27 protein-coding genes and 1 tRNA gene are annotated in these 25,721 nt (G+C 65.2%); 15 read left to right on the forward strand and 13 right to left on the reverse strand.

Translation table 11 applies throughout. The features are described 5' to 3' along the window. The first annotated feature begins 54 nt into the window (after positions 1 to 54). A complete protein-coding gene (locus ACZLHH_RS18570) occupies positions 55 to 1,428 on the forward strand; it encodes a sigma-54-dependent transcriptional regulator (protein ID WP_032128822.1) in 1,374 nt (457 codons plus the stop codon). 523 nt (positions 1,429 to 1,951) lie between these two features. On the opposite strand, the gene pilB is transcribed toward ACZLHH_RS18570, so the two are convergent. The 3 genes from pilB to ACZLHH_RS18585 all read right to left on the reverse strand — a co-directional run bounded on the left by pilB (position 1,952) and on the right by ACZLHH_RS18585 (position 4,731). Next, the gene (pilB, locus tag ACZLHH_RS18575; protein ID WP_180844991.1) at positions 1,952 to 3,685 is read right to left on the reverse strand and encodes a type IV-A pilus assembly ATPase PilB; all 1,734 of its coding nucleotides are present in this window, start codon (positions 3,683 to 3,685) and stop codon (positions 1,952 to 1,954) included. A 65-nt stretch (positions 3,686 to 3,750) separates the two neighbouring features. Then, positions 3,751 to 4,170 carry a pilin gene (locus tag ACZLHH_RS18580; RefSeq protein WP_180844992.1) on the reverse strand — a complete coding sequence of 140 codons (420 nt, stop codon included), beginning with the start codon at positions 4,168 to 4,170 and terminating at the stop codon, positions 3,751 to 3,753. Between the two features lie 108 nt (positions 4,171 to 4,278). Further along, positions 4,279 to 4,731, reverse strand: coding sequence for a pilin (locus ACZLHH_RS18585; RefSeq protein ID WP_180844993.1), 453 nt, complete (start codon positions 4,729 to 4,731; stop codon positions 4,279 to 4,281). Between the two features lie 360 nt (positions 4,732 to 5,091). Here ACZLHH_RS18585 and ACZLHH_RS18590 point away from each other — a divergent pair, with 360 nt between their 5' ends. From ACZLHH_RS18590 to coaE, 3 genes are read left to right on the forward strand one after another with little or no spacing between them, the layout of a single operon-like run. After that, positions 5,092 to 6,351 carry a type II secretion system F family protein gene (locus ACZLHH_RS18590; RefSeq protein WP_180844994.1) on the forward strand — a complete coding sequence of 420 codons (1,260 nt, stop codon included), beginning with the start codon at positions 5,092 to 5,094 and terminating at the stop codon, positions 6,349 to 6,351. A gap of 8 nt (positions 6,352 to 6,359) precedes the next feature. Then, positions 6,360 to 7,223 (forward strand): prepilin peptidase, encoded by an 864-nt coding sequence (locus tag ACZLHH_RS18595; protein ID WP_180844995.1) that lies wholly within the window; start codon positions 6,360 to 6,362, stop codon positions 7,221 to 7,223. Between the two features lie 11 nt (positions 7,224 to 7,234). Next, positions 7,235 to 7,846: a dephospho-CoA kinase gene (gene coaE, locus ACZLHH_RS18600; protein ID WP_032128828.1), complete on the forward strand. Its 612-nt coding sequence runs from the start codon at positions 7,235 to 7,237 to the stop codon at positions 7,844 to 7,846. Between the two features lie 173 nt (positions 7,847 to 8,019). Here coaE and ACZLHH_RS18605 read toward each other — a convergent pair whose 3' ends face one another. From ACZLHH_RS18605 to rimK, 5 genes are all read right to left on the reverse strand, one after another. Next, a complete protein-coding gene (locus ACZLHH_RS18605) occupies positions 8,020 to 9,387 on the reverse strand; it encodes a sensor histidine kinase (protein ID WP_032128829.1) in 1,368 nt (455 codons plus the stop codon). Next, positions 9,350 to 10,027 (reverse strand): response regulator transcription factor, encoded by a 678-nt coding sequence (locus ACZLHH_RS18610; RefSeq protein WP_005410804.1) that lies wholly within the window; start codon positions 10,025 to 10,027, stop codon positions 9,350 to 9,352. Before ACZLHH_RS18610 ends, ACZLHH_RS18605 begins: the two co-directional genes overlap by 38 nt. A gap of 8 nt (positions 10,028 to 10,035) precedes the next feature. Next, positions 10,036 to 10,509 carry a hypothetical protein gene (locus ACZLHH_RS18615; protein WP_049425106.1) on the reverse strand — a complete coding sequence of 158 codons (474 nt, stop codon included), beginning with the start codon at positions 10,507 to 10,509 and terminating at the stop codon, positions 10,036 to 10,038. An 89-nt stretch (positions 10,510 to 10,598) separates the two neighbouring features. Further along, a complete protein-coding gene (locus ACZLHH_RS18620; RefSeq protein ID WP_010481495.1) occupies positions 10,599 to 11,075 on the reverse strand; it encodes a hypothetical protein in 477 nt (158 codons plus the stop codon). Between the two features lie 245 nt (positions 11,076 to 11,320). Further along, complete coding sequence (gene rimK / locus ACZLHH_RS18625) at positions 11,321 to 12,199, reverse strand: 30S ribosomal protein S6--L-glutamate ligase (protein ID WP_005418651.1); 879 nt, start codon at positions 12,197 to 12,199, stop codon at positions 11,321 to 11,323. 167 nt (positions 12,200 to 12,366) lie between these two features. Between rimK and ACZLHH_RS18630 the strand changes: the two genes are divergently transcribed. Together ACZLHH_RS18630 and ACZLHH_RS18635 are read left to right on the forward strand one after the other, a co-directional pair. Further along, positions 12,367 to 12,732 (forward strand): hypothetical protein, encoded by a 366-nt coding sequence (locus ACZLHH_RS18630; RefSeq protein WP_223224661.1) that lies wholly within the window; start codon positions 12,367 to 12,369, stop codon positions 12,730 to 12,732. Positions 12,733 to 12,811: 79 nt separating this feature from the next. Beyond that, positions 12,812 to 13,234 (forward strand): acyl-CoA thioesterase, encoded by a 423-nt coding sequence (locus tag ACZLHH_RS18635; RefSeq protein ID WP_049425109.1) that lies wholly within the window; start codon positions 12,812 to 12,814, stop codon positions 13,232 to 13,234. Between the two features lie 125 nt (positions 13,235 to 13,359). Here ACZLHH_RS18635 and ACZLHH_RS18640 read toward each other — a convergent pair whose 3' ends face one another. Next, the gene (locus ACZLHH_RS18640; RefSeq protein WP_229655244.1) at positions 13,360 to 14,541 is read right to left on the reverse strand and encodes a hypothetical protein; all 1,182 of its coding nucleotides are present in this window, start codon (positions 14,539 to 14,541) and stop codon (positions 13,360 to 13,362) included. On the opposite strand from ACZLHH_RS18640, the gene ACZLHH_RS18645 reads away from it, so the two are divergent. Next, the gene (locus ACZLHH_RS18645; RefSeq protein ID WP_440977484.1) at positions 14,540 to 15,514 is read left to right on the forward strand and encodes a PoNe immunity protein domain-containing protein; all 975 of its coding nucleotides are present in this window, start codon (positions 14,540 to 14,542) and stop codon (positions 15,512 to 15,514) included. The two genes, ACZLHH_RS18640 and ACZLHH_RS18645, sit on opposite strands and share 2 nt — an antisense overlap. A gap of 1 nt (position 15,515) precedes the next feature. Here ACZLHH_RS18645 and ACZLHH_RS18650 read toward each other — a convergent pair whose 3' ends face one another. Further along, positions 15,516 to 15,920 carry a DUF805 domain-containing protein gene (locus ACZLHH_RS18650; protein ID WP_107432145.1) on the reverse strand — a complete coding sequence of 135 codons (405 nt, stop codon included), beginning with the start codon at positions 15,918 to 15,920 and terminating at the stop codon, positions 15,516 to 15,518. 296 nt (positions 15,921 to 16,216) lie between these two features. On the opposite strand from ACZLHH_RS18650, the gene ACZLHH_RS18655 reads away from it, so the two are divergent. Then, on the forward strand, positions 16,217 to 16,954 hold the full coding sequence (locus tag ACZLHH_RS18655; RefSeq protein WP_071229639.1) for a hypothetical protein: 738 nt from the start codon (positions 16,217 to 16,219) through the stop codon (positions 16,952 to 16,954). A gap of 137 nt (positions 16,955 to 17,091) precedes the next feature. On the opposite strand, the gene ACZLHH_RS18660 is transcribed toward ACZLHH_RS18655, so the two are convergent. Both ACZLHH_RS18660 and ACZLHH_RS18665 read right to left on the reverse strand, forming a co-directional pair. Then, positions 17,092 to 17,165, reverse strand: a tRNA-Gly gene (locus tag ACZLHH_RS18660). Between the two features lie 128 nt (positions 17,166 to 17,293). Beyond that, a complete protein-coding gene (locus tag ACZLHH_RS18665; RefSeq protein ID WP_107432146.1) occupies positions 17,294 to 19,147 on the reverse strand; it encodes an autotransporter outer membrane beta-barrel domain-containing protein in 1,854 nt (617 codons plus the stop codon). A gap of 207 nt (positions 19,148 to 19,354) precedes the next feature. Between ACZLHH_RS18665 and thiS the strand changes: the two genes are divergently transcribed. The 4 genes from thiS (at position 19,355) to ACZLHH_RS18685 (ending at position 23,112) form a co-directional block, all read left to right on the forward strand. Beyond that, positions 19,355 to 19,555 (forward strand): sulfur carrier protein ThiS, encoded by a 201-nt coding sequence (gene thiS / locus ACZLHH_RS18670; RefSeq protein ID WP_049401605.1) that lies wholly within the window; start codon positions 19,355 to 19,357, stop codon positions 19,553 to 19,555. A 153-nt stretch (positions 19,556 to 19,708) separates the two neighbouring features. Continuing rightward, positions 19,709 to 20,503 carry a thiazole synthase gene (locus ACZLHH_RS18675; RefSeq protein ID WP_107432147.1) on the forward strand — a complete coding sequence of 265 codons (795 nt, stop codon included), beginning with the start codon at positions 19,709 to 19,711 and terminating at the stop codon, positions 20,501 to 20,503. Then, positions 20,503 to 21,237, forward strand: coding sequence for a tRNA (guanosine(46)-N7)-methyltransferase TrmB (trmB, locus tag ACZLHH_RS18680; RefSeq protein WP_010481468.1), 735 nt, complete (start codon positions 20,503 to 20,505; stop codon positions 21,235 to 21,237). Before ACZLHH_RS18675 ends, trmB begins: the two co-directional genes overlap by 1 nt. A gap of 27 nt (positions 21,238 to 21,264) precedes the next feature. Then, complete coding sequence (locus ACZLHH_RS18685; protein WP_010481466.1) at positions 21,265 to 23,112, forward strand: SLC13 family permease; 1,848 nt, start codon at positions 21,265 to 21,267, stop codon at positions 23,110 to 23,112. A gap of 347 nt (positions 23,113 to 23,459) precedes the next feature. On the opposite strand, the gene ACZLHH_RS18690 is transcribed toward ACZLHH_RS18685, so the two are convergent. Beyond that, positions 23,460 to 23,795, reverse strand: a complete 336-nt coding sequence (locus tag ACZLHH_RS18690) for a Rieske (2Fe-2S) protein (protein ID WP_180844997.1) — start codon at positions 23,793 to 23,795, stop codon at positions 23,460 to 23,462. 178 nt (positions 23,796 to 23,973) lie between these two features. Between ACZLHH_RS18690 and ACZLHH_RS18695 the strand changes: the two genes are divergently transcribed. The 3 genes from ACZLHH_RS18695 (at position 23,974) to mscL (ending at position 25,507) form a co-directional block, all read left to right on the forward strand. Then, positions 23,974 to 24,255 carry a hypothetical protein gene (locus ACZLHH_RS18695; protein WP_005410817.1) on the forward strand — a complete coding sequence of 94 codons (282 nt, stop codon included), beginning with the start codon at positions 23,974 to 23,976 and terminating at the stop codon, positions 24,253 to 24,255. 75 nt (positions 24,256 to 24,330) lie between these two features. After that, positions 24,331 to 25,047 carry a fumarylacetoacetate hydrolase family protein gene (locus tag ACZLHH_RS18700; RefSeq protein WP_032130205.1) on the forward strand — a complete coding sequence of 239 codons (717 nt, stop codon included), beginning with the start codon at positions 24,331 to 24,333 and terminating at the stop codon, positions 25,045 to 25,047. A 55-nt stretch (positions 25,048 to 25,102) separates the two neighbouring features. After that, complete coding sequence (gene mscL / locus ACZLHH_RS18705; protein ID WP_032130206.1) at positions 25,103 to 25,507, forward strand: large-conductance mechanosensitive channel protein MscL; 405 nt, start codon at positions 25,103 to 25,105, stop codon at positions 25,505 to 25,507. The last annotated feature ends 214 nt before the right edge of the window (positions 25,508 to 25,721 follow it).

Raw genomic sequence — 25,721 nt, forward strand, 5'->3', positions numbered from 1 at the left:
ATCTGTGCGTCAAACATTTGTCGCTTCCAGCCCCCTCGTTTATCTTTCACGCCCATGAACGAAACCCGCAGCGCCCTCGTCGTCGACGATGAACGCGACATCCGCGAACTGCTGGTACTGACCCTCGGCCGCATGGGGCTGCGCATCAGTACTGCCGCCAACCTGGCCGAAGCGCGCGAGCTGCTGGCCAGCAACCCGTACGACCTGTGCATCACCGACATGCGCCTTCCGGATGGCAACGGCATCGAGCTGGTCAGCGAGATCGCCCAGCACTACCCGCGCACACCGGTGGCGATGATCACCGCATTCGGCAGCATGGACCTGGCCGTGGAAGCGCTGAAGGCCGGCGCCTTCGACTTCGTCAGCAAGCCGGTGGACATCTCGGTGCTGCGCGGCCTGGTCAAGCACGCGCTGGAACTCAACAACACCGAACGCCCTGCGCCCGGCCCCGCCACCGAACAGGCTGCACGCCTGCTCGGCGCTTCACCGGCCATGGACGTTCTGCGCACCACCATCGGCAAGGTCGCGCGCAGCCAGGCGCCGGTCTACATCCTCGGTGAATCGGGCGTGGGCAAGGAACTGGTCGCGCGCACCATCCACGCCCAGGGCGCGCGTGCGGCTGGTCCGTTCGTGCCGGTCAACTGCGGTGCCATTCCCGGCGAGCTGATGGAGAGCGAGTTCTTCGGCCATCGCAAAGGCAGCTTCAGCGGCGCCCATGCCGACAAGCCGGGCCTGTTCCAGGCTGCACACGGCGGCACCCTGTTCCTGGACGAAGTGGCCGAGCTGCCGCTGCAGATGCAGGTGAAGCTGCTGCGCGCGATCCAGGAAAAGTCGGTGCGTGCGGTGGGTGCGGCCAACGAAGAACCGGTGGACGTGCGCATTCTCTCGGCCACGCACCGTGACCTGGCCGAGCTGGTCGAGGACGGGCGCTTCCGCCACGACCTGTACTACCGCATCAACGTGATCGAACTGAAGGTGCCGCCGCTGCGCGAGCGCCGCCAGGACCTGCCGGAGCTGGCAGCCGCCGTGCTGGCACGCCTGGCCCGCAGCCACGGCCGTGCCACCCCGCTGCTGGCGCCGTCGGCGCTGGAAGCGCTGGCCCACTATGCGTTCCCGGGCAATGTGCGCGAGCTGGAGAACATTCTGGAGCGCGCGCTTGCACTGGCCGAAGAAGACCGCATTGGTGCCGACGACCTGCGCCTGCCGCAGCACGCCCCGCGTGCGCCCGGCGGCGCTGCTCCCGCCGAAGCCGTGGCCGACCTGCAGCCGGGCGGTGCCGCCCTGCCCTCGTACATCGAGCAGCTGGAGCGCAGCGCCATCCAGCGCGCGCTGGAAGAGAACCGCTGGAACAAGACCCGCACGGCCGCGCAGCTGGGAATTACCTTCCGCGCGCTGCGCTACAAGCTGAAGAAGCTGGGGATGGAGTAAGGGCCGAACGGCCCTGGTAGGCGCCAACCTTGGTTGGCATGCGCCGCCGCGCCATCCACGCATGGCGTGGATCTACCCACCAACGCGGTAGTGCCGGCCGCTGGCCGGCACCCCCCATGCATCGCGCCATCCACGCATGGCGTGGATCTACCCACCAACGCGGTAGTGCCGGCCGCTGGCCGGCAACCCCCATGCATCTCGCCATCCACACATGGCGTGGATCTACCCACCAACGTGGTAGTGCCGGCCGCTGGCCGGCAACCTCATGCATCGCGTCATCCACGCATGGCGTGGATCTACCCACCAACGCGGTAGTGCCGGCCGCTGGCCGGCAACCTCATGCATCGCGCCATCCACGCATGGAGTGGATCTACCCACCAACGTGGTAGTGCCGGCCGCTGGCCGGCAACCTCATGCATCGCGTCATCCACGCATGGCGTGGATCTACCCACCAACGTGGTAGTGCCGGCCGCTGGCCGGCAACCTCATGCATCGCGTCATCCACGCATGGCGTGGATCTACCTCAATCCTTGGTAACGCGATTGATCTCGGCCAGGCTGGTCACACCCGCTGCCGCCTTCTTCAACGCCGACTGCCGCAGGTCATTCACCCCGATCTGCTGCGCCGCCTCGGCAATCTGCAGTGCGTTGCCGCCGGCCAGCACGATGGTGGCGATCTCATCGGTCATCGGCATCACCTGGTAGATACCGGTTCGGCCCTTGTAGCCCTCGGTGCACTCATCGCAGCCCACCGCCTCGTACAACTGGATGCCCGCATCCAGCTGCGCCTGGGTGAAGCCCTCGGCCAGCAGCGCGTGCTCCGGCAGGTTGGCCGGTCGCTTGCAGTTGCCGCACAACCTGCGCGCCAGACGCTGGGCGATCACCAGCGTCACCGAGCTGGTGATGTTGTACGGCGCGATGCCCATGTTCATCAGACGCGCGATGGTCTGCGGCGCATCGTTGGTATGCAGCGTGGACAGCACCATGTGGCCGGTCTGCGCCGCCTTGATCGCAATCTCGGCCGTCTCCAGGTCGCGGATTTCGCCGACCATGATGATGTCCGGATCCTGTCGCAGGAACGAGCGCAGCGCTGCAGCGAAGGTCATGCCGCGCTTGTTGTTCTGCTGCACCTGGTTGACGCCGGGCAAGCGGATTTCCACCGGGTCTTCGGCGGTGGAGATGTTGCGCGTCTCATCGTTGAGGATGCCCAGCGCGGTATACAGCGACACGGTTTTGCCCGAGCCGGTCGGGCCGGTCACCAGCACCATGCCGTACGGCTTGTGGATGGCGTCGTGGAACAGCTTCTGCTGGTCTGGCTCGTAGCCCAGCTTGTCGATGCCCAGCTTGGCCGCGCTGCCATCAAGAATACGCAGCACCACCTTCTCACCGAACAGGGTCGGCAACGTGCTGACGCGGAAATCGATCTGCTTGGTCTTGGACAGGTTCAGCTTGATGCGCCCGTCCTGCGGCACGCGCTTCTCGGCGATATCCAGCTGCGCCATCACCTTCAGGCGCGCGGCGATGCGCTGGTTCAACTTCACCGGCGCGCGCGCCACCATCTTCAGCAGGCCGTCGATGCGCAGGCGCACGCGGTAGTCGTCTTCGTAAGGCTCGAAATGGATGTCCGATGCGCCCTTGCGGATGGCATCGACCAACACCTTATTGACGAACTTCACCACCGGGGTGTCGTCGCCCTTGGCGTCGATACCGGAGTCGCCGCTGCTGGCGCCGAGATCTTCGTCACCGGCCGCGACATCCAGGTTGCCCATGCCCTCGTCATCGCCACCCAGTGCGTTGCCGATGGCATCGTGGCTGGCGTGCCACTGCTCGAGCGTGCGGCGGATCTGGTCCTCATCGACCAGAATCGGCTCCACCACCAGATTGGTGTGGAACTTGATCTCGTCCAGCGCATGAGTCGGGTTGCTGGTTCCCACGAACAGCTTGCCACCGCGTTTGAACAGCGGCAGCACGTTGTGCTTGCGCAGCAGCTCCTCGCTGACCAGGCTCATCGCGTTCTGGCTGGCGTCGAAGGTAGACACGTCGAACAGCGGCATGCCGAACTCGACCGCATTGGCGGCGGCGAGCTGCGAGGCGCTGACCAGCTTGTTCTGCGCGAACCACGTGGGCAACGGCTGGCGGGCAGCCGTGGCCTTGGCCATGGCGTCGCGGGCGGTGGCCTCGTCCAAGGCACCGTCCTGGACCAAGCGACGGGCCAAGCCGGTGATGCCGACAAGGTTGGCGGTGACAACTGTGTTCATGTGTGTACTCCTACTCCCCCGCGCAGCCTACCCCACACACCGCCTGCGCGGAATGCCCAACAGCATCAACCGTGAGGGCAACCCTTGGGCGCCACTTCAGCCGGGGCATCGGTCTTGCAATCCCATATGCCGGAATTCGCAGCATAGGTGATGGTGACAGTGGCGGACTTCACTTTGTCGTTCACGCCTGTGGCCTTCATCGTTGCCGTGATGATGCAAGGAACCGCTGCTGTCGCCTTGATACCGTCGACATATTTGCCAGTCAGCACTGCGCTGTCCGGCAGTGCGCAGGATGTTGCGCCGTTGCTGTTCGCGAACTGCTCGGCCACCGGCGTCTTCAGGCCGCCCAACAGCACAATGGCCTCAGACAACTGGCCCCGTGCGGTGTAGTCGTTGTACTGCGGTATAGCGATAGCAGCCAGGATGGCGATGATCGCTACGACAATCATCAACTCGATCAAGGTAAAACCAGATTGCTTGTTCATGGAGGCGCTCCCCAACGCGCAGATGGATATTCCCTGCAAAGCAGGGTTCATGCCAAAAAAAAGCCCCGGCGCGGCCGGGGCTCTGTTGAGCCTAAGGAGTCTGGGCTCTTACGGAGGAGTGGGGGTGCTGCCGCCAGCGGCAGCAGCCGTGCACGCCTTCGGGGTCAAAGCCGCACTAACGCTGCTCTTGCAGTCCCACTTACCATCAGCCGGGGTGTAAGTCAGCTTAACCGTAGCGCCCTTGATCTTCTCGTTCACGCCACTCGCCTTCATTGTGGCGGTAATTACGCAGCTGGCAGCGGTACCCGCAGCAGCTACAGTATCGACATACTTACCAGTTGCCACGATGCCAGCGGGCTCTTTGCAGCTCGCATCACTGTTATCCTGGGCAAGCGCTTCGGCAATCGGAGTCTTAAGCCCTGCTGCGAGAGTGAACGCCTCAGTCATCTGCGCGCGCGCGGTGTAATCGTTGTACTGCGGAATGGCGATGGCAGCCAGAATCGCGATGATCGCAACAACGATCATCAGTTCAATGAGGGTGAAGCCCTTCTGGTTCTTCATGGTGGTACGTCCCCAAGATAAGTAATGGTTGATGTCAGGGTGGCGGCCGGCCGGCCAATGGCCGGTTGAGCAGGCTACCCGTCCCCGCGGGTGGATCAACGCAGGTTACGTGCCAATCTTTCATGGCAGCGCCTCCCCGATTTCCCCGTGCCCATGATGGCAGCAATTTCGCGGATGGAAACCCCCCTCCGAACGAATCTGCGATGGGCGCAGCAATGTGACGCAGCACGTCACCTTTCGTCTCCGCAGGTCAAAAAACCTGCTCAGCGTCACGCTGGCACACTCCCCGGACGGCCCCGAACCAGCTACCATCGCCGGTCATGATGCCCGCCTGGGGATGGCGGGCCTTGGGGAGCCAACATGTCTGTCAGTCGCAGTGCGATCAAGAAAGAGCCCGTGGCCCGCGCCACCACGGAGCTGCAACCGTTTGTCTGGGAGGGGACCGACAAGCGGGGCGTGAAGATGAAAGGGGAGCAGGTCGCCAAAAACGCAAATCTGCTGCGTGCGGAACTGCGGCGCCAGGGCATCAACCCCGGCACGGTAAAACCCAAGCCCAAGCCACTGTTCGGAGCAGCCGGCAGCAAGGTTACGCCGAAAGACATTGCCTTCTTCAGCCGTCAGATGGCGACGATGATGAAGTCCGGTGTGCCGATCGTTTCGGCCCTGGACATCATTGCCAGTGGGCACAAGAACCCACGCATGAAGAAGATGGTGGAAGGGATCCGCGCCGATATCGAGGGCGGTTCCTCGCTGTATGAGGCGGTCAGCAAGCATCCAGTGCAGTTCGACGAACTCTATCGGAATCTTGTCCGGGCCGGCGAGGGTGCCGGTGTACTGGAAACGGTGCTGGACACGGTCGCCACCTACAAGGAGAACATCGAAGCGCTGAAGGGCAAGATCAAGAAGGCGCTGTTCTACCCGGCCATGGTGGTGGTGGTGGCGCTACTGGTCAGTGCCATCATGCTGATCTTTGTCGTACCGCAGTTTGAGGAAGTCTTCCGCGGTTTCGGCGCAGACCTGCCTGCGTTTACCCAGATGATCGTGAACCTTTCGCGCTTCATGGTTTCCTGGTGGTGGCTGATGGCGATCGTAGCGATTGGCAGCATCGTGGCGTTCACCATGGCCTACAAACGATCACCCAGGATGCAGCACACCATGGACCGGTTGATCCTGAGGGTGCCGGTGATCGGCCAGATCATGCACAACAGCTCGATCGCCCGCTTCGCCCGCACCACGGCAGTGACCTTCAAGGCCGGCGTGCCACTGGTGGAGGCGCTGGGCATCGTGGCCGGCGCTACCGGCAACAAGGTCTATGAGGAAGGCGTACTGCGGATGCGCGATGACGTATCGGTCGGCTATCCGGTCAATGTGGCCATGAAGCAGCTGAACCTGTTTCCGCACATGGTCATCCAGATGACCGGCATCGGTGAAGAGGCGGGCGCGCTGGACTCGATGCTGTTCAAGGTGGCGGAGTATTATGAACAGGAAGTCAACAATGCCGTTGATGCCTTGAGCAGCCTGCTGGAACCGATGATCATGATCTTCATTGGCATCGTGGTGGGCGGTATGGTCATCGGCATGTACCTCCCCATCTTCAAACTCGGCGCCGTCGTCGGCTAAAGGTATCAATGGCATTTCTCGACCAGCACCCCGGCCTCGGCTACCCCGCCGCGGCCGCCCTGGGACTGCTGCTGGGCAGTTTCCTGAACGTGGTCATCCTGCGGCTGCCCAAGCGGCTGGAGTGGCAGTGGAAGCGCGATGCGCGCGAAGTCCTGGAGGAACCGGACTTCTATGAACCACCCCCACCGGGGATCGTGGTGGAGCCGTCGCATTGCCCGCACTGCAAGCACAAGCTGAGCTGGTACGAGAACATCCCGCTGTTCAGCTGGATCGTCCAGGGCGGCAAGTGCCGCCACTGCAAGGCGCCGATCTCGCTGCAGTACCCGCTGGTGGAGGCGCTGACCTCGGTGCTGGTGCTGGCCTGCGTCTGGCAGTTCGGCTTCGGCTGGCAGGGTTTCGGCGCCATTGTGCTGACCTGCTTCCTGATTGCCCTGTCCGGCATCGACCTGCGCACGCAACTGCTACCCGATCAGCTCACCCTGCCGCTGATGTGGCTGGGGCTGATAGGCAGCATCGACAATCTGTACATGCCGGCCAAGCCCGCCCTGGTGGGCGCGGCGGTGGGTTACCTGTCGCTGTGGACGGTCTGGTGGCTGTTCAAGCAGCTGACCGGCAAGGAAGGCATGGGCCACGGCGACTTCAAGTTGCTGGCGGCACTGGGCGCCTGGTGTGGTCTGAAGGGCATCCTGCCGATCATCCTGCTGTCGTCGGTGCTGGGCGCCATCATCGGCTCGATCTGGCTGTACAGCCGCGGCCGTGACCGCGCCACGCCCATCCCGTTCGGGCCGTACCTGGCCATCGCCGGCTGGCTGTACTTCATGTGGGGTGCGCCACTGGTGGAGCAGTACCTGGTGATGAGCGGGCTGCGCTGAGGGGAGTCCCCATGAGCCGCTATGTGGTTGGCCTGACCGGAGGCATCGCCTCCGGCAAGAGTGAGGTGACCCGGCGCTTTGAGGCGCTGGGGATCGTGGTGGCCGACGCCGATCTGGCCGCACGGGCCGTGGTGGCTGCCGGCAGCCCGGCGCTGGCCCGTATCGCCGAGCGTTTCGGCGCCGACATGCTGCTGGCCGATGGCAGCCTGGACCGGGGGCGCCTGCGCGCCCACGTGTTTGCCGACCCGGCCGAGCGGACGGCGCTGGAAGCCATCACCCACCCCGCCATCCGTCGGCTGATGCAGCAGCAGTGCGAGCAGGCTGAGAGCCCCTATGCGATTGCCGCGATTCCGCTGCTGACCGAGGTGGGCGGGCAGAAAGCCTACCCGTGGCTGGACCGGGTGTTGCTGGTGGATGCGCCCGAAGCCGTGCAGCATGCGCGGCTGATGCAGCGCGATGGCATTGATGCCGCGCTGGCCGACCGGATGATTGCTGCGCAGGCCAGCCGCGCACAGCGGTTGGCGCTGGCCGATGACGTGGTGGTCAATGATGGGCAGCCGGAGGACCTGCAGGTGCAGGTGGAACAGCTGCATGCGCGGTATCTGGGGTTGGCCGGGGGGTGAGGCCTGGTTGCCGGCCAGCGGCCGGCACTACCGAAGTGCATCCACGCATGGCGTGGATCTACAAGTGCGGGACGCGGCAGCGATCACGGTGGTGGCACAAGCGACACAGGGCGTGATGCAAGGTCGGCGGGGTTCGTGCCGACCAAGGTCGGCACCCACCAACGCAGGGGCCCTTACAACGGCTTCGGCGAGAACGTCAGGGTGGCAATCACGCCACGCTGGCCGCCGGGGCGCACGCTTACCTGCCAGCCGTACAGGTCGCACAGGCGGCTGACGATCGACAGGCCGATGCCGCCGCCCTGCGAGTGGCCAGCATGCGTGCCGCGGTAGCCACGCTGGAAGAGCTTGGCCGCGTCTTCCTCGCTCAAGCCCGGGCCACTGTCAGTTACCGACACCGAGTTCGTGCCGACGAACACGCGTACCTCGCCGTCCTGCGAGTACTTCACGGCGTTGCCGATCAGGTTGCCCAGTGCCACCGACAGCGCCGCCTCGGGCGCGTCGATCACCAGATTGCGCTCACCTTCCAGCAGCAGCTCCAGCGGCTTGCCACCCAGCTGCGCACGGTGTGCGTCCAGCAGCTGCTCGGCCACGCGGGCGACGTTGCTGGTGCCCTGCCCGCGCTCGTTGCGCGACAGCAGCAGCAGCGCGCCGATCAGATCGCTGCACTGCTGTTCGGCGCGCTGGATGCGCTGCAGGCGCTGCAGCACCTTCTCGTCCAGGCCGGGCCGGGTCAGCAGCAGCTCGGTGGCGCCACGGATCACTGCCAGCGGCGTGCGCAGCTCATGGCTGACATCTGCATTGAATTCACGGTCGCGCTGCACCACTTCGGTCAGCCGCGAGGAATAGTCGTCCAGCGCCTGGGCCAGCTGCCCCACTTCGTCGTCGGGGAAGCGTGGCGCCAACGGCTCGGGATCACTGGTGCCGCCGCGATAGGCACGCAGCCGCGCGGCCAGATCCGACACCGGCTTCATCACCTTCGAGGCCGACCACCAGCCCAGCACCAGCGACAGCACGCTGAACACCAGCACCGACAGCACCAGCGCGCGGTTGAGCTGTTTGCCGCCGCGCACGCTGTCGGTCATGTCATAGGCGAGGAAGAACCAGGCGTCGGGCGTCTTGCGCACGGCCAGCTTGTAGGAGTACGGCTCGCCGTGCTCATCGCCGCTGACGCTGTGGATGCCATCGGAGAAGCCCGCCCACTGCGCGCGCTCTTCGCGCACCCGGTCGAACTTGTCCTTCGAATAGGCATAGGCCTTGATCTGCAGCACCGGTGCGTCCGGGTTATGCCCGGGGTGCTCGTAATAGCGGCGCGCATACTCGTCGATGTTGCGGTTCATCAGCTCTTCCACCAGCTGGTTTTCCACGCGCAGGCGGGCCCAGTTGGTGGCGAACGCGAACAGTGTCGTCAGGCAGAAGCCCAACAACACGAACGAAACGATGATGCGGCTGCGCAGGCGCCGCCGATAAGGCGTGCGCCGGCGCTCCCCCTTGGTTGCCACCGAATCAGGCTTCCGGGGTGGCGATGCGGTATCCGATGCCATGGCGGGTCTGGATCAGCGGCACTTCAAACGGCTTGTCGACCACCGCACGCAGGCCATGGATGTGCACGCGCAGGGAATCTGAATCGGGCAGTTCTTCACCCCACACACGGGTTTCCAGCTCCTGGCGGGTCACCACGGCCGGGGCCGCTTCCATCAGCGCCTGCAGGATCTTCAGTGCGGTCGGGTTGAGCTGCAGCAGCTTGCCCTGGCGGCGCACTTCCAGCGTATCCAGGTTGTATTCCAGATCGCCGGTTTCCAGCACGCGGGTCTGCACGCCCTTGCCGCGTCGCGACAGGGCGTTCAGACGCACTTCCACTTCCTGCAGCGCGAACGGCTTGATCAGGTAGTCGTCCGCGCCGGAATCGAAGCCGGCCAGCTTGTTGTCCAGCGAATCGCGGGCGGTGAGCATCAGTACCGGGGTCTGCTTGCGCGCTTCATTGCGCAACTTGCGGCAGACCTCGATGCCGTCCATGCCTGGCAGATTGAGATCCAGCACGATCGCGTCGAACTCGTGCACCACGGCCAGGTGCAGACCGGTAACCCCGTCAGCCGCGAAGTCCACGGTGTGGCCCCGGTCCTCCAGGTAGTCGCCCAGGTTGGCCGCAATGTCGCTGTTGTCTTCGATTACCAGGATTCTCACTGTCACCTCTAATTTACGAATTTGCCGATGCGCTGGGCCTGGCCCATATCACGCTGTGCCTTGTCCTTCCGCCGGGCGCGCTCGGCAACGGTAGTGCACTGCGTCGTGGACCGGTTCGAACCCGTGGCCTTTTCACGTTGGCATATTAGACGACTATCTTCACGTGCCTGTGTCAAAACCGTGTTCACGATCTGCTGGTCGTTGAAGACATCGGTTCGTACCTGTTCAGGCATGGAATCGCGGTCAGGATGCTGCTCGACAGCCGTGCGCATGCGCACCAGCGCCTCGCGTACACGGCTGCGGTCGGCCTGCTTCAGTTCGCTGTAGGTCTCGCCATCGTTGAGTTCGATTTCGATGCGCTCGATCTGCTGCTGCAGCGGCTTGCCGGGGATAAAGACCTCACCGGACTGGTTCGATGCAGAGGCGGCGGTGGCCAGGGTCAGGCCCGAGATCAGGACCGCCGACATCAGGAGGGACTTCATGACAAACGAATCCTTGTTTGAGTTGAGTGTTGACTGTATTCGCACCACCTTCACGCCAGCAAGTGCCATGCGCAGGGGCATCGGACGGCCTAGTGGTTGGTGGCAGGGTTGAAGTTGTTGAAGGTGCGCTGGTCGTTGAGCAGGGCCTTGCCCTTTTCTTCGATCCGGCGGCGCTCGGCCACGGTCAGGCAGCGGCTTTTAGGCATGTTGCTGCCGGTGGTGCGGGTGTGCTGGCAGATCTGGCGGCTGTCCTCGTGGGCGCGGACAAGAACGGTATTGATACGCTCCTGGTCGTTGAACACCTCCGCCTGGACCTGCGGCGGGAGCTCCTGAAGCGTGCGGTGGTCGCCCATGCGCTGGGTGATGCGCGCCAGTGCCTGCTGCACCTGGGCGCGGTCATCGGCGGAAATCTCGCTGTACTCGCCGTCATCGAGGGCCTTCTCAACCCGCCGGACCTGCTCGGCCACCGGGGCCTGCCCGTCCATCTGTATGGCGGTCTTCTCCGGCTTGGCGGAGACAGCGCCAGACAGCCCCAGCAACAACGCGATCATCGTGATGCGGTACATCGCCAGCCTCCGGATCCATCCAGGAACGATGGGCGCCACTCTACGGCCGTCACGCTGCCTCCACAAGGGACTTCCGGCGGCATAAAAAAGACCCAGGCGGTGCCCCGCCTGGGTCTGAAGTCGTATCCCGATACCGATCCTGCTGAGAGGCAGAGCTGCGGTTCGCTGAAGGCTACGCCGGCGCCGATTAAAGGCGCGTTAAAGCCGGCCTCATTTGCCCATGAGAATTTCAAGCCATTGATTAATCATGGCTTTTTGATCTTCTCGACGTGCTCGATGATGCGCGTGGCCACATCCACCCCGCAGGCGGCTTCGATGCCCTCCAGCCCGGGCGTGGAGTTGACCTCCAGCACCAGCGGGCCACGCGCGGAGCGGATCAGGTCCACGCCACAGACCGACAAGCCCAGCGCCTTGGCCGAACGCACCGCCACCTGCTGTTCGGCGCGGCTGGCCTTGGCCGCCACCGCGGTGCCGCCGGCATGCAGGTTGGAGCGGAAGTCACCCTCCGGCGCCTGGCGCTGCATCGACGCCACCACCTGGTCACCGACCACGAAGCAGCGCAGGTCGGCACCCTTGGCTTCGCCGATGAACTCCTGCATCAGGAAGTTGGCGTACAGGCCCCGCAGGGCCTCGACGATGCCACGCGAAGCGCTGGCCTTCTCGGTGAGGATCACGCCCCGTCCCTGGGTGCCCTCGTTGAGCTTCACCACGTGCGGCGGCGGGCCGAGCATGGACAGCAGGTCGACGGTGTCATCGGGGTTGTCGCCGAACACGGTGACCGGCATGTCGATGCCCTTGGCTGCCAGCAACTGGTGCGCGCGCAGCTTGTCGCGCGAACGCAGGATCGCATCGGACGGGTTGGGAGTGCGCGCGCCCATCAGCTCGAACTGGCGCAGCACGGCGGTGCCATAGCGGGTGATCGAGGCGCCGATGCGCGGGATGACCATGTCCACGCCGGTCATCGGCCGGCCCTTGTAGTGCATCGAAAAACCATCGGCGGCGATGCGCATGTAGCAGCGCAGCGGGTCGAGGATGCGAACGGTGTGGCCGCGCGCGCGGGCCGCCTCGACCAGCCGGCGGGTGGAGTACAGGGAGCTGTTGCGGGACAGGATGGCGAGCTTCATCGCGGCAGGATCGGACGGCAGGCGCGCAGCATAGCGCGGGCGTGTGGCGGGCGGATGATGCCCTGCAGACCGCCGTATCTGCGTGCCTGCCGAGGCTGTGCGAAGATGGCTGTTGCCGGCTACAGGACAGGACACGGCCGGCTTACACAACCCAAGGAGAACCACAGATGCGAATGGGAATTCCGCTGTTGTTGCTGTTTGGCCTGATGGGGAGCGCCGCACACGTACAGGCTGCGCCAACCCACGCAGTCTCCCGGCTCTACTTCGATGCCAACAACACCCTGATCGGGCAGGGCCTGCGCTACTGCACGGGCAAGACACAGCACCAGGGCGTTGCCTCACACGCCAATACCCGCTGGATCGATGTTTCCTACGCCTGCCAGGGCGACTCGACCGACGTTTCCTATGGCAGCTGGGTGCCTGCACAACTGCGGCAGGACTTCTGCACGCTGTATGACGCCTGCACGTCACTGATGCCGTGGCCGGAACCCGGCCTGCCCGGCACCCTCGGCAACGGCTTCTACTCAGACTGACAGCCGGTAGTCGCCGCACTGTCTCCGGCGATGGCTGCACCGTCGCCGGAGACCCCACCCACTACAGCCCGGAGACTTCATGCCGTTGACGATCCTTCCGCGTTTCTCCGAAGTGGATGTACTCGGCCACGTCACCAACACCGCCCTGCCCGTCTGGTTCGAGGAAGGTCGCCAAGAGATCTTCCGTCATTTCAGTCGCGAGGCCAGCATGCGCGACCTGACGCTGATCCTGCGCCGCTACGAGATCGACTTCCTGCAGCAGATACAGCCGGGACACGAAGTGCGCATCGAGACCCGCATCGAAAACATCGGCCGCTCCTCGCTGTCGATCGTGCAGCAGGCGTTCCAGTTCGAGGCCCTGGTGGCCAGCGGGCGCTGCGTGATGGTGCATTTCGACTACACAACCAACGCCTCGCGCGCCATCGATGCAGAGCAGCGCCGGGCATTGTCAGGGCTGTTTACCGAGGAGTATGCGCAACAGGTGCAGGCGGCAGACGCATGAGCCATACGGAAGGCCGGTCATCCGCACCCGGTACTGCCCGCAGCCCATTTCTTCAGCTTTTCCAGCGCTTTCCCGGCCTGCATCGACGACGCATGCCGGAACCTCCCTGCTTGATTCGACGCAGTCTAACCTGTGACTGAGGGCCGCTGATCCGCGCGGGGCAGGCGCAGCGAGAAGCCCCCATCGCGGACACGCACGGCCAATGCGGTTTCCCGCCATTCCACAGGCAGCGCCAATGCCGTGTGTGGCGTGGGGACGCGTGTGATCGCCTCGAACGTCCAGTGTTCCTCATAGGCTTCGCAGCGAAGCGTTCCGTCATCGCCGACCGCGATCACATCGATCCAGGCCCCACTCCGGGTCTTGCCAGTGCCGCCCATCGCACGGCGGCCAATGGCCTGCCAACGCCCCTGCCAGTGAACGAGCCATACGCCCTCGATGGGACGCAGATCCCCATCAAGCACGCTTCCCGCCACCACCACGCATCGACCGGACGGGCTGGCAATGACCGTCTCCAGATCGCAGACGTGACGGTCACTGGGCGCGCCATCAAGACAGAGCGCGTACGGGCAGATGCGCGCGAACAAGGTCGGATGCGCAGTCAGGCGCAGGTCGTCGGGAAGCAGCGGGATGGCCTTCAGCACCCGGGCATCAGGCAGGACATGCCGCAACACCTGCGGCACCCCGGCGGCCAGCGCCGGATGCTCCTGTTCCAGCCATAGACCCCGGCAGGGGCGCAGCGTGGTCGATCGACTGGGAATATCCCGCAACCACATCGCGGCTTCTGCATCCCCGCCAAGCTGCCGGCGCTCGTGCAGTTCCTGCCAGAACAGGCTGGGAACAATCGCCAGCAGGTGCATCACCCTCTTGTCCGCTTCGTCGTAGACGATCACCGCTTCGCTGCGATCACTGTAGCCACTGGCCACACGCAGCGCGCTGCCCGCCAGCGCCAGCCACTCGCCGCTGGCATCGTGGCTGCCTGCGGTGGATACGCCCTCGACAATGGCGCCATCGCGCAGCATCAGGGTGCCGTAGGCCGGCCCGCCCATGCCCAGCTCGCCCCAATCCAACAGGACATCATGCGTGGGCGGCCGGGTGGCGAAGGGCAGCTTCGCCCGCGAGCGCAGCAGTGCGCCCCCTACGGCATCGCCGACCAGATCGAAGTGCTGCAGCACGCCGCCCAGGGCAAGGCATGCGGCCAGGCCAACGACCACACCCCAAGGCGACCACCACACCACGCAGATCGCTACCCATATCAGGAACGGCAGCCACTGGGTGAAACGGCGGAGGGCGATTCGATCAACGGTCATGCAGGCTGGATGGCGGCGACTGTGCACCATTCAAACCTTCAACGCTGTGCCAGGCAATGGGGTTCGAACCGGCAATGCCGCTAGACTCTCGCTGATGATGGAATCGATGACTGCCGCGAATCGCCGGAATCTGCTGCAGGACATGCTGCCGCGATGGAGAGCACTGGCCAAGGCCCCGGGCCAGCCGCGCCGCACGCTTCGCCTGCCGGATTGGCAGGCGGACTGGAACGCAGGCATGGCCTTGCTTGCACGCCATGCGCGCAATGGCGGTGAATCTGCGGAGGAACCGCTGCAGGGACATGCGGCCCTGGAGCATGCCTACGGCTGGGAGACGGTTGCACAGACCGGCAGCAACCTGCTGCTGAAAGGCGTTGACCGCGGCTTCGCCCCCACGGCGTTGCAGCAGATGCATGCCGACGTAGCAGATCTCTGGCTCGAGCATGCGCGTTTGCTGGCCCTTGCCCGGGACAGCCTGCAACAGCAAGGCCACGACATCGCGCTGGCTGCGTCGTTGCAATCGCGTACAACGCAGCACTACGAATACGCACTGCAGCTGTTGTCACTGGGCGTGCTGCTGGATGCGCAGGAACGCCTGCCGGCGCTGGTGGAGAAGGTGCTCTGTTTCGACACCGACCGCGTGCTGGACTACCTCAGCGCGCCGGCGCTGGGCCTGGTGGAAGCCAGTGATGAGGTCTTTCATCCGCGACCGTTCGCTGAGCTGTTCGCGCCGCTGCGCGACGGTGAAGCGTTCGACCCTTCACTGCTGGCCGGCTACCTGCAGGTGCAGTACCGCGACTTCTTCCTGCTGCCGCCAAAGGCTCAGAAGCGGACCCGGCGCCTGATCGGGCCGAACGCGTGGGGCTACTGGGCATTTGAAGTGGCTGCGCTGGTGGTGCTGTATGGCGGTGACGACGCCACGCTGCGCACCTGCCCCCACTACCCTTCCGATCTGGTGGACTTCGCCCGGCGTTGAGTCAGGCACCCGGCAGGCCGGAAACACCGCCGAATCGATTCTCTTCTTCGTTGCCCGGCAGAAGCATGACCGGGAAGAGGACGAACACACCCAACGGGATGAAGGCGATCACGACGTACCAGCCGGACTCGTCGATGTCGTGCAGTCGTCGAACGGCCAGGGCCAGCATGGGCGGAAGGAGGACGATGACCGCGCAGACCGTCATGACCCACCCCAGCGTCCGGAATGGCTCGAAGGCCTCCCAGTCGAGCAGCACGGTGCCCGTCAGCCAGTATCCGCCGTCCATCAAGGTGTAGCCCACTGCCACCACAAGGGCAGCAGACAGGGAGTACGACCAGAACTCCTTCCGGTTGGATCGCCCTGAAAAATCAAAGCAACGCCTGAGGGGCAAAAGTGCGGGGATCATTCGCGCTCCGGGCAGCGGACGATGGGAGGCAAGGGTTAACGATCTTTTAGCATCCCCAAGCCCAGCACCAACTGAACCCTGCGGCCCGGCGGGCCCGGCAGACAGCGGAGGTTGCAGGAGCCCGCCGCGGCAGCCGCGCAGCCAGAGACGCAGCGCGAACTACCGCACATTTCCATAGGCGTGGGCATTCTGAATCGGATCACTGGCTTGCAGCAGTGGCGGATTGGTCGAATTCCAGTTTTCCAGAATGGTGCCTCTGCTAGCGTCACGACTCACTCATGGATTCGAGGTTTTGAATGGCTGCGATTTCTTTTCCGCTGATGCTTGCACTGCTTTCCGCGCAGGCCCCGATGGCCGCAAACGCCGAACGTGATTACACAGGACCGGCAGGGGCATCCTCGATCGGGCCTGGCATCTGCGACCCCGGCATGGACATGCTGCCGAACGGCGGAGGGGTGGTGATCCGGCGCTGCGGCACGAATGGAACGGTCGCTGGCGTTGGCAGCAATATCGATGCTGCGACGGCCAACGCCAATGGCTTCCTTGCCGTCGCCGAGGAAGGCCCCGTCTGCAGTGTCTTCGCACGCGATCCCTATGTCAGCATCCCGGCACCGGGTGTTGGCATCAAAGCGGAATGCAGTTCCTCTCCGCTTTCCGCCTACGGCATGACGACCACCACTGCGGGACAGAACGTGCTTGAGCTGGCCATCAACCTGGCGGCGACGCAGGCCTGGTGCAATGTCGACTACTACTATGGGTCGGCGCATGGCTATAAGTATCCCTACACCTGCAACCGCCCGGGCCAGTCCTGGAGCGTTGCCGGTCTTGGCTCCAGCGTCGACGATTCAAACGCAATGGCAATGCGGCTTGTGAAGAAATCATCCAAGACCGGTACGCACTGCTATTTTGACAACGCCGAGTTGAATGGCGTCGTCTTCCGCGCATACCTGCACTGCAACGGATCGACCTATACCGGTTTCGGGAGTTCCGTCACTGCCGCGGCCAAGGACGCGGCTGCGCAAGCGGGCGCATAAGCCACCCGGGCTGTGGTTCGGAAGAGCCACAGCCCGACGCATTGAAGAATGAGGTTCTGGCGCCGTTGCCACACGCTGGACTGGGGTGTGGTTCAACGAGTGCGCCGCGTCTGCCTGGGGTGAATACCCTGGAGACATGGAGCGGGCGATGGGAATCGAACCCACGTCAGTAGCTTGGGAAGCTACAGCTCTACCATTGAGCTACGCCCGCATTGCGGGTGAAAGTCTATGCGGAGCGGCCGGTGTTGCGCAATGGTGGCCGCCGCACCCGCCGGGCATGACCCGGCGCTGCCGTGCAGGCATCCCAGGCACCTTGCGGTGCCCGGGATGTTGCATTCATCAGAAGCTGCCACCCACGGTGGCGAAGATCGTCGCGTCACGGGCGCGCTTCTGCGCGGCCGTGGTGCTCAGGCCAACGTTGCCCTGCAGGCCGAACAGGTCCATGCGCGCACCCAGAACAGCGGTGGCGTAGTTCTTGTCGAAGTCCAGGCCCGGCACGCGGTAGCTGCCCAGTTCCGGCAGGGTCTGCAGCCACGCGCTGGCCTGCTTGGTGTCCTCGAACTCGTGGTCGTAGGTCACCTGCACGTACGGCTTGACGGTGCCGCCATCGAAGCGGGCCTGCCAGCCGATGCGGCCGACGGTCGAGTCGACGTTCTGGCGGTCGTAGCCCAGGGCGGTGGCCAGCGTGCCCGCAGCAGCGCTTTCGCTGTAACCATCGATCTTGACCTTCTGCCAGATCACCGCAGCGATCGGGCCGTGGCGGAAGCCACCTTCGGTGCCGAACTCGTAACCGGCATTCAGTGCAGCGGTCAGGTTGCTGCCATCCGGCGAGCCACCGTGTTCGCGGGTAGCCGGGCCCAGCTGGACCTTGCGGTTCACGTCATACGACAACCAGGTGTAGCTGACCTGGCCGTTGACCCAGACGCGGTCGCCATACCAGGCAGCGAACAGGCCGGCGGTGGTGTCCTTCTGGGTGAAGTCGCCACGGCTGTTGCCGAAGTCGGCACTCATGCGACCGAAGCCGGCGAAGCCGCCGACCACCACGCCGTTGCGTGCCCAGTCGACACCGAACAGGCCGGCCGGCGCCACGCCGTCGTACAGGTCGGCGTGGTCATAGCGCTGCAGGTCACCGCGCACGCCACCCCACCACGACAGGCCATCGGCCGGACGGGCGCCCAGGTGGTTGCTGACCTGGTCGGCACGCGAACGGCCGACGGTCTGTGCCGAGTGGCTCAGCACCTGCTGCAGGCGCGGAGCCTCCAGCACCGAGACGGCGTACTGGCCCAGCAGCTGGTGACCGGTAACGGTCGGATGCACGCCATCGGCGAACAGATAGGTCTGGTACGCATCGGGGCTGACGTAGGTGGTCGGGTTGCAGCCGATGATGCTGCCCGTGGTGTTGGCCGGGTTGATCTTGCAGGCGGTGCCGGTGACGTTGGTGAAACCGTACATGCCCGGGTTGGCGGTCACTTCACGCAGGATGCTGAAGGTATCGAGCGGAATGAACTCGATGCCCGCCTGCTTCAGGCCGCCATACAGCGCCTTGTTGTAGCCGACCGACATGGCGGTGGCAGCCTCTGCATTGGGGCCGCGGAACTGCGGGGTGATGCCCACGTCCGGCAGGTTCGGCACCAGCACGTACTGGGCACCGGCCTGCTTCAGGGCACCGACCAGCGCGATCTGGTCGGTGACCGCCGCACCGATGATGCCCTGCACCTGGGCCGGCGGCGCACCCGCACCGGCAGCGCCGGCGGCGGCAAACAGGTCGTTTGCGCCACCCCAGACGGTATACAGGGCGTTACGGTCAGCCTTGCCACCGTTTGCCGCCAGGTAGCGGGCCGCCTGCGACTTCAACGAAGGGATCGCGCCGAGGGCACCACTGCCTTCGACCGACACGCGGGCGCCGCCGACAGCGTAGTTGTCGCCGTTCTGGCCGTTGCCGTTGGGGTCTTTGTTGAGGCCGTAGTAATTGGCGACCTGCTGCGACCACACCCAGCCCGGGTTGGTGGTGAACTGGCCGGAGAGCCCCTGCGTGGCCTCGGGCAGCAGCGGGCGGAAGTAGCCGGCGTCGGTGAGGCTGTCACCGAAGAACACCGCCTTGGAGTACGGATTTTCGCCTGCCATGGCCGGCAGCGCGGCCAGTGCGATCGCAGCCGCCATGAGGGAGCGGATCGGGTGTTTGCTGAGCTGCATCTAGGAACTCCTGTGGGGTAAACAAGTTGGAATCCGGCGCACGTACGCCGGCGCACGGTCAATGGTTTCACCGCGCCGCCGTTTGCTCACGCTGCGCCGCCGCATGGATTGTCGCCTGACCACGTCGAAACCTGCTGTGCCGGAGCTGGCGCCCGGTTCAAATTACAAACGTTCCGATCCCGACGGGCTATCAGCGACAATGCAGGGATGAACATCCAGCTCAACGGCGAACCCCGCACCCTGCCCGCCTCGGCGACCCTCCACGACCTGCTTGAGGCCGAGCAGCTGCTGCAGCGCCGGGTGGCGGTGGAGGTCAACGGCGAGATCGTCAGCCGCAGCCGCCATGGTGAGCATCTCCTGGCCGAAGGCGACGTGGTGGAGATCGTGCACGCGCTGGGCGGGGGCTGAGGCCATCCCGGGTAGTGCCGGCCACTGGCCGGCAATCCGACGCTGCCTGACACCTCACATCTGCCGGCCAGCGGCCGGCACTACCCCTACCCATCCACGGCCTGCACGCCATTGCGTGATCCCATCTTCAGGCGGATAAGCGATAATCGCGCCATGAACGTTCAAGTCTCCCCCGATTCGCTGGTGATCGCCGGCAAGACCTATGGCTCGCGGCTGCTCACCGGCACCGGCAAGTTCAAGGATCTGGAAGAAACCCGCCTGGCCACCGAGGCTGCAGGCGCCCAGATCGTCACCGTGGCCATCCGCCGCACCAACATCGGGCAGAACCCGGGCGAGCCGAACCTGCTCGACGTGCTGCCGCCGGAGCGCTACACCATCCTGCCCAACACCGCCGGCTGCTACACCGCCGAAGACGCGGTGCGCACCTGCCGGCTGGCGCGCGAACTGCTGGACGGCCACAACCTGACCAAGCTGGAAGTGCTGGGCGACCAGAAGTCGCTGTACCCGGACGTGGTGCAGACCCTCAAGGCCGCCGAACAGCTGGTCAAGGACGGCTTCGAGGTGATGGTCTACACCTCCGACGACCCGATCCTGGCCAAGCGCCTGGAAGAGATCGGCTGCGCTGCGGTGATGCCGCTGGCCGCGCCGATCGGTTCGGGCCTGGGCATCCAGAACAAGTACAACCTGCTGCAGATCATCGAAGACGCCAAGGTGCCGATCATCGTCGACGCCGGCGTGGGCACCGCGTCGGATGCGGCGATCGCGATGGAGCTGGGCTGCGACGGCGTGCTGATGAACACCGCCATTGCCGGTGCGCGCAGCCCGGTGCTGATGGCCAGTGCCATGCGCAAGGCGGTCGAGGCCGGCCGCGAGGCCTTCCTGGCCGGGCGCATCCCGCGCAAGCGCTACGCCAGCGCCTCCTCCCCGGTGGATGGGTTGATCGGCTGATGACCAATCCCTTCGACAGCGCCGGTTCCAAGGCCCCGCCCAAGCCCTTCACCGTGAGCGAGGGCCGCCGCGAGGTGCGCAGCTTCGTGTTGCGCCAGGGCCGCTTCACGCCTGCCCAGCAGCGCGCGTTCGACGAACGCTGGCCGCGCTTCGGCATCGACTACAACGGCCAGCCGCGTGATCTGGACGCCACCTTCGGCCGCCCGGCGCACAAGGTGCTGGAAATCGGCTTCGGCAACGGTGCCGCGCTGCGCTTCGCCGCCCAGCATGATCCGTCGCGTGACTACATCGGCATCGAAGTGCATGCGCCCGGCGTGGGCCGGCTGCTGAACGCGCTGGCCGACGACAACGCCGACCATGTGCGCCTGTACCACCACGATGCGGTGGAAGTGCTGCAGAACGAGATCGCCGATGGCGCGCTGGATGAAGTGCGCATCTACTTCCCGGACCCGTGGCACAAGAAGCGCCACAACAAGCGCCGCCTGCTGCAGCCTGCATTTGCCGAGCTGCTGGTGCGCAAGCTGCGCCCGGGCGGCCGCCTGCACTGCGCCACCGACTGGGAAGACTACGCCGAGCAGATGTGGGACGTGCTCGACGCCACCGCTGGCCTGGTCAACCGCGCCGGCCCGCGTGGCAGCGTGCCGCGCCCGGACTGGCGGCCGCAGACGCACTTCGAGACCCGCGGCCAGAAGCTCGGCCACGGCGTCTGGGACCTGCTGTACGACCGCACCTGATGATCGCCTGAGGACACCGCGCCCCACATGGATACCGCGCTGACGCTGACCAACGACATGAAGCTCGTGCTCGGGCTGGTCGGCTTCACGATGGCGATGTTCCTGTTCGAGCGCATCCGCGCCGACGTGGTCGCGCTGGTGGTCCTGGTGGTGCTCGGTGTCACCGGGCTGATCGCGCCGGAGGAAATCTTCGGCGGCTTCTCCGGTAACGCGGTGATGAGCATCATCGCCACCACCATCCTCGGTGCGGGCCTGGACCGCACCGGGGCGCTGAACCGGCTGGCCGCCTGGCTGCTGCGGCGCGGCCATGGCGTCGAGCAGCGGCTGCTGATGATGACCACGGCCATTGCCGGCCTGAATTCCTCTTTCATGCAGAACCCGTCGGTGATGGCGCTGTACCTGCCGGTCGCCTCGCGACTGGCCGCGCGCACCGGGTTGACCCTGCAGCGCCTGCTGCTGCCCATTTCGGCGGCAATCGTGATGGGTGGTGCGCTGACCATGGTCGGCAATTCACCGCTGATCCTGCTGAACGATCTGCTGGCCTCGGCCAACAACAACCTGCCTTCCGGCCTGGCCACCATCGAGCCGCTGCGCATGTTCGCGCCGCTGCCGATCGGCGTGGCGCTGCTGATCGCTTCGCTGCTGTATTTCCGCTACTACGGCGACCGCAAGCTGATCGAAGAAGAGAACCTGGTCAACGACGGGGTCACGCCCGCGCGCACCGAGAGCTACTTCGCCAAGACCTATGGCATCGAAGGCGATGTGTTCGAGCTGGTGGTCAGTGCCGAAAGCCCGCTGGTGGGCATGACCCTGGGCGAGGCCGAGAACCTGCACGATGCCCCGCTGCTGCTGGCCCTGAAAACCGGCAATGACACCCGCCTGGCGCCACCGGCGGAGATGCGCATCTGGGTCGGCAGCGTGCTCGGCGCGATGGGCCCGCGCGAGCAGATCAACGATTTCGCGCAGAACCAGTTCCTGCGCATGTCTTCGCGGCTGAAGCACCTGGGCGACCTGTTCAACCCGAGCCGTGCCGGTATTTCCGAAGCGGTGGTGCCGCCGACCTCGAACGTGATCGGCAAGAGCGCGGCCGATCTGCGCCTGCGCAAGGAGCGCGGCATCAGCCTGCTGGCGATCAACCGCGACAAGCAGGTGATCCGCGAGGACGTGCGCGACGTGCAGCTGCGCGCCGGCGATATGCTGGTCTTCCACAGCATCTGGACCGACCTGGCGCAGGCCGCCCGCAGCCGTGACTTCGTGGTGGTGACCGACTACCCGACCGGCGAGCAGCGCCCGCACAAGTTCAAGATCGCGATGGCGATCTTCGCCTTGACCATCCTGATCGCGCTGACCAGCAAGCTGCCGGTGGCACTGACGCTGATGACCGGCGTGGCCGGCATGCTGCTGACCGGCGTGCTGCGCATGGACGAGGCGTATGCCTCGATCAACTGGAAGACAGTGTTCATGATGGCCGGGCTGATCCCGCTCGGCTGGGCGATGGATTCCAGTGGCGCGGCGGCATGGGTGGCCGGCCATACCATCGACAAGCTACCCACCGGTATTCCGGTATGGGTACTGGAGGTGGCACTGGCGCTGCTGACCACGGCGTTCTCGCTGGTGATCAGCCATGTGGGCGCCACCATCGTGATGGTGCCCATTGCGGTGAACCTGGCGCTGGCGGCGGGCGGCAACCCGACGGCGTTCGCGCTGATCGTGGCGCTGTCGGCGTCCAACAACCTGATGACGGCCTCCAACCCGGTGATTTCGATGATCACCGGCCCGGCCAACTACACCCCGCGCGAGATGTGGCGGGTCGGCGGCCCGCTGTCGCTGATCTACACCTGCGTGGTGGTGCTGATGATCAACCTGATGTTCTGAGGGTTGGGTTTGTTGGCAGGGCTGCGCCCTGCACCCGCAGAGGCAACGGCAACGGCCGAAGCAACAGCAACAGCGGGCTATCCGTGGGATGGCGGGGTGGGTCCGGTTGCGGGGGACGCTGCGAGTACGTCCCTGTAAGCTCGGTCGCCGCATCCATGCGGCTCACGCCCCCGCAACCGGACCCACCCCGCCTTCGACAGATTTCTGCGATCTGTCGGAACGGCGTCCTGCACTGCTTTGGTAGATGTCGACCTTGGTCGACACGGTAGATCCACGCCATGCGTGGATGGATCTCTGGATATCTGTTGATCCGGTGGGTGCGGACCGTTGGTCCGCACACCGATAGGTCAGGCCAGGTAGATTTGCCCGTCGCGCACGTTTACCGGCACCGCGCGCAGGCGGTCGCCCTTGCAGGGACCGGCGATGCAGTCGCCGCTGTCCAGCGCGAACGAAGCGCCGTGGGCGGCGCACACCAGGTGGCCCTCGCGGCTCTTCAGGAACTGGCCCGGCGCCCAGTCCAGGCGACGGCCGGCGTGCGGGCAGATGTTCAGGAACGCGCGCACCTGCGCGCCATCGCGGTACAGCACCAGCGATTCGGCATCGCCATCAACCACCGCTTCGACCTCGGCAAACGCGCCATCGGCAATGGCATCAAGGGCGATCAGGGCAGCGGCGGCAGTCATGGCGAAGGCTCGGACAGTAAACGCGCATTGTCGCACGCCCGCTCAGGTGACTGGCTGCAACATGAACACAAGTCATTGATTCGTAATAAGCACAGGCTATATTTAACGAGTTTTTCACTCAATGACAGTGGCACCTCCCGATACTCTGGTTTCGCTGATCCCAGCCTATCGAGCCGCCATGTTCAATCGCGCATCCGCCTTCAACCAGTTCCGCACCCTGTTCGCGCCGCGCAAGCCGCGTCACCCGCTGGTGCGCGTTGCCGTGGGCCTGCTTGGCCTGGCGATCCTGGCGGCGATGGTGTTCATCGGCGTGTTCGTCGGTGCGGCGATGATCCTGGTCGGCCTGGCGTGGAAGCTGCTGGCCTCGCGCAAGCCGGGCGTTGCCCGTCCGGTCGATCCGACCGTGGTCGAAGGCGAGTACCGCGTGGTGCGCAAGCCGGTGCTGCCGGCCTCGCGTTGATCCACGCCCTCCGCGCCCGCTGACGGCGGGCGCCATGCGTTCTAGACTGCGGGCACGCCCTTCCTGGATGCCCGCATGTCCGATGTCTCCGATGTGATCCCTGCCGTAGCCCTGCCGCGTGTGCCGGTAGCCGGTGGCGGCAGTTTCCCCGTGCACCGTATCTACTGCGTCGGCCGCAACTTCGCCGACCATGCCCGCGAAATGGGCGCAGCAGTGCCGGCGGCCGACGATCGCGGCCGTCCGATGTTCTTCAGCAAGCCGGCCGATGCGATCGTGGTCGGCCACGACGATGCCATTCCCTATCCCCCGGCAACCGCCAACCTGCACCACGAAGTGGAGCTGGTGGTGGCGATCGGCCGTGACGCGCCCGTGGGCGAGCTGGCCATGGCCGACGCCGAGGCGCTGGTCTACGGCTATGCCGTTGGACTGGACCTGACCCGCCGCGACCTGCAGGCCGCCGCCAAGGACAAGGGCCACCCGTGGGATGCGGCCAAGGGCTTCGATGCTTCCGCGCCGATCAGTGAAATCGTCCACGCCGAGGAAGTCGGCGACCTGGCCGCGCTGAACCTGTCGCTGGAGGTCAACGGCGAAGTGCGCCAGCAGGCGCTGCTGGACCAGATGATCTGGAACGTGCCGGAGATTCTGCATGAGCTGTCCAAGCTGTGGCAGCTGCGTGCCGGCGACCTGGTGTTCATGGGTACCCCGTCCGGAGTGGCCGCGCTGAAGCCCGGCGACCGCTTCAGTGCCCGCCTGGAAAACGTGGCCGAGCGCCACGGCGTGATCGCCGGCTGACATCACCTGCGCTACCCTGCGCGCTGTCCACTTCCCCCACCGGAGAAAAACAACAATGGGAATGCTCACCGAGTTCAAGGAATTCGCGATGCGCGGCAACGTCATCGACCTCGCCGTCGGCGTGGTGATCGGCGCGGCCTTCGGCAAGATCGTGACCGCACTGGTCGAGAAGATCATCATGCCGCCGCTGGGCATGCTGATCGGCAAGGTGGATTTCTCGCAGCTGGCGTGGACGTTGTCACCGGCCAGCATCGGTGCCGACGGCAAGGAAATCCCGGCCGTGGTGATCGGCTACGGCGACTTCATCAATACGCTGATCCAGTTCGTGATCGTGGCCTTCGCCATCTTCCTGGTGGTCAAGACGATCAACCGCCTGTCGCGCAAGCAGGAAGCCGCCCCGGCCGCACCGGCCGAGGAAGTGGTGCTGCTGCGCGAGATCCGCGACAGCCTGAAGAAGTAAGGCCGCCTACCGGTAGTGCCGGCCGCTGGCCGGCAACATCGGAACATGCGGGAGCCGGCCAGCGGCCGGCACTACCGCGACTGCACGAAAGCCCCGCCCTGGCGGGGCTTTCGCTTTGCCGGACGTGGCGGAAAACAGCGTTCGCGGCAGCCATGACCTCCCGCCCATGCGCCGGCCTGAACGACTGTTAAGCTCCAAGGCTTGGTCCCTTCCC

The sequence above is a fragment of the Stenotrophomonas sp. 28608_Sma genome (assembly GCF_056486185.1).

Bases quoted from the DNA above. Each gene is read 5' to 3' on its own strand.
- ACZLHH_RS18570 (WP_032128822.1), top strand. From the start codon at position 55: ATGAACGAAACCCGCAGCGCCCTCGTCGTCGACGATGAACGCGACATC.
- pilB (WP_180844991.1), bottom strand. From the start codon at position 3,685: ATGAACACAGTTGTCACCGCCAACCTTGTCGGCATCACCGGCTTGGCC.
- ACZLHH_RS18580 (WP_180844992.1), bottom strand. From the start codon at position 4,170: ATGAACAAGCAATCTGGTTTTACCTTGATCGAGTTGATGATTGTCGTA.
- ACZLHH_RS18585 (WP_180844993.1), bottom strand. From the start codon at position 4,731: ATGAAGAACCAGAAGGGCTTCACCCTCATTGAACTGATGATCGTTGTT.
- ACZLHH_RS18590 (WP_180844994.1), top strand. From the start codon at position 5,092: ATGTCTGTCAGTCGCAGTGCGATCAAGAAAGAGCCCGTGGCCCGCGCC.
- ACZLHH_RS18595 (WP_180844995.1), top strand. From the start codon at position 6,360: ATGGCATTTCTCGACCAGCACCCCGGCCTCGGCTACCCCGCCGCGGCC.
- coaE (WP_032128828.1), top strand. From the start codon at position 7,235: ATGAGCCGCTATGTGGTTGGCCTGACCGGAGGCATCGCCTCCGGCAAG.
- ACZLHH_RS18605 (WP_032128829.1), bottom strand. From the start codon at position 9,387: ATGGCATCGGATACCGCATCGCCACCCCGGAAGCCTGATTCGGTGGCA.
- ACZLHH_RS18615 (WP_049425106.1), bottom strand. From the start codon at position 10,509: ATGAAGTCCCTCCTGATGTCGGCGGTCCTGATCTCGGGCCTGACCCTG.
- ACZLHH_RS18620 (WP_010481495.1), bottom strand. From the start codon at position 11,075: ATGTACCGCATCACGATGATCGCGTTGTTGCTGGGGCTGTCTGGCGCT.
- rimK (WP_005418651.1), bottom strand. From the start codon at position 12,199: ATGAAGCTCGCCATCCTGTCCCGCAACAGCTCCCTGTACTCCACCCGC.
- ACZLHH_RS18630 (WP_223224661.1), top strand. From the start codon at position 12,367: ATGCGAATGGGAATTCCGCTGTTGTTGCTGTTTGGCCTGATGGGGAGC.
- ACZLHH_RS18635 (WP_049425109.1), top strand. From the start codon at position 12,812: ATGCCGTTGACGATCCTTCCGCGTTTCTCCGAAGTGGATGTACTCGGC.
- ACZLHH_RS18645 (WP_440977484.1), top strand. From the start codon at position 14,540: ATGCAGGCTGGATGGCGGCGACTGTGCACCATTCAAACCTTCAACGCT.
- ACZLHH_RS18640 (WP_229655244.1), bottom strand. From the start codon at position 14,541: ATGACCGTTGATCGAATCGCCCTCCGCCGTTTCACCCAGTGGCTGCCG.
- ACZLHH_RS18650 (WP_107432145.1), bottom strand. From the start codon at position 15,920: ATGATCCCCGCACTTTTGCCCCTCAGGCGTTGCTTTGATTTTTCAGGG.
- ACZLHH_RS18655 (WP_071229639.1), top strand. From the start codon at position 16,217: ATGGCTGCGATTTCTTTTCCGCTGATGCTTGCACTGCTTTCCGCGCAG.
- ACZLHH_RS18665 (WP_107432146.1), bottom strand. From the start codon at position 19,147: ATGCAGCTCAGCAAACACCCGATCCGCTCCCTCATGGCGGCTGCGATC.
- thiS (WP_049401605.1), top strand. From the start codon at position 19,355: ATGAACATCCAGCTCAACGGCGAACCCCGCACCCTGCCCGCCTCGGCG.
- ACZLHH_RS18675 (WP_107432147.1), top strand. From the start codon at position 19,709: ATGAACGTTCAAGTCTCCCCCGATTCGCTGGTGATCGCCGGCAAGACC.
- trmB (WP_010481468.1), top strand. From the start codon at position 20,503: ATGACCAATCCCTTCGACAGCGCCGGTTCCAAGGCCCCGCCCAAGCCC.
- ACZLHH_RS18685 (WP_010481466.1), top strand. From the start codon at position 21,265: ATGGATACCGCGCTGACGCTGACCAACGACATGAAGCTCGTGCTCGGG.
- ACZLHH_RS18690 (WP_180844997.1), bottom strand. From the start codon at position 23,795: ATGACTGCCGCCGCTGCCCTGATCGCCCTTGATGCCATTGCCGATGGC.
- ACZLHH_RS18695 (WP_005410817.1), top strand. From the start codon at position 23,974: ATGTTCAATCGCGCATCCGCCTTCAACCAGTTCCGCACCCTGTTCGCG.
- ACZLHH_RS18700 (WP_032130205.1), top strand. From the start codon at position 24,331: ATGTCCGATGTCTCCGATGTGATCCCTGCCGTAGCCCTGCCGCGTGTG.
- mscL (WP_032130206.1), top strand. From the start codon at position 25,103: ATGGGAATGCTCACCGAGTTCAAGGAATTCGCGATGCGCGGCAACGTC.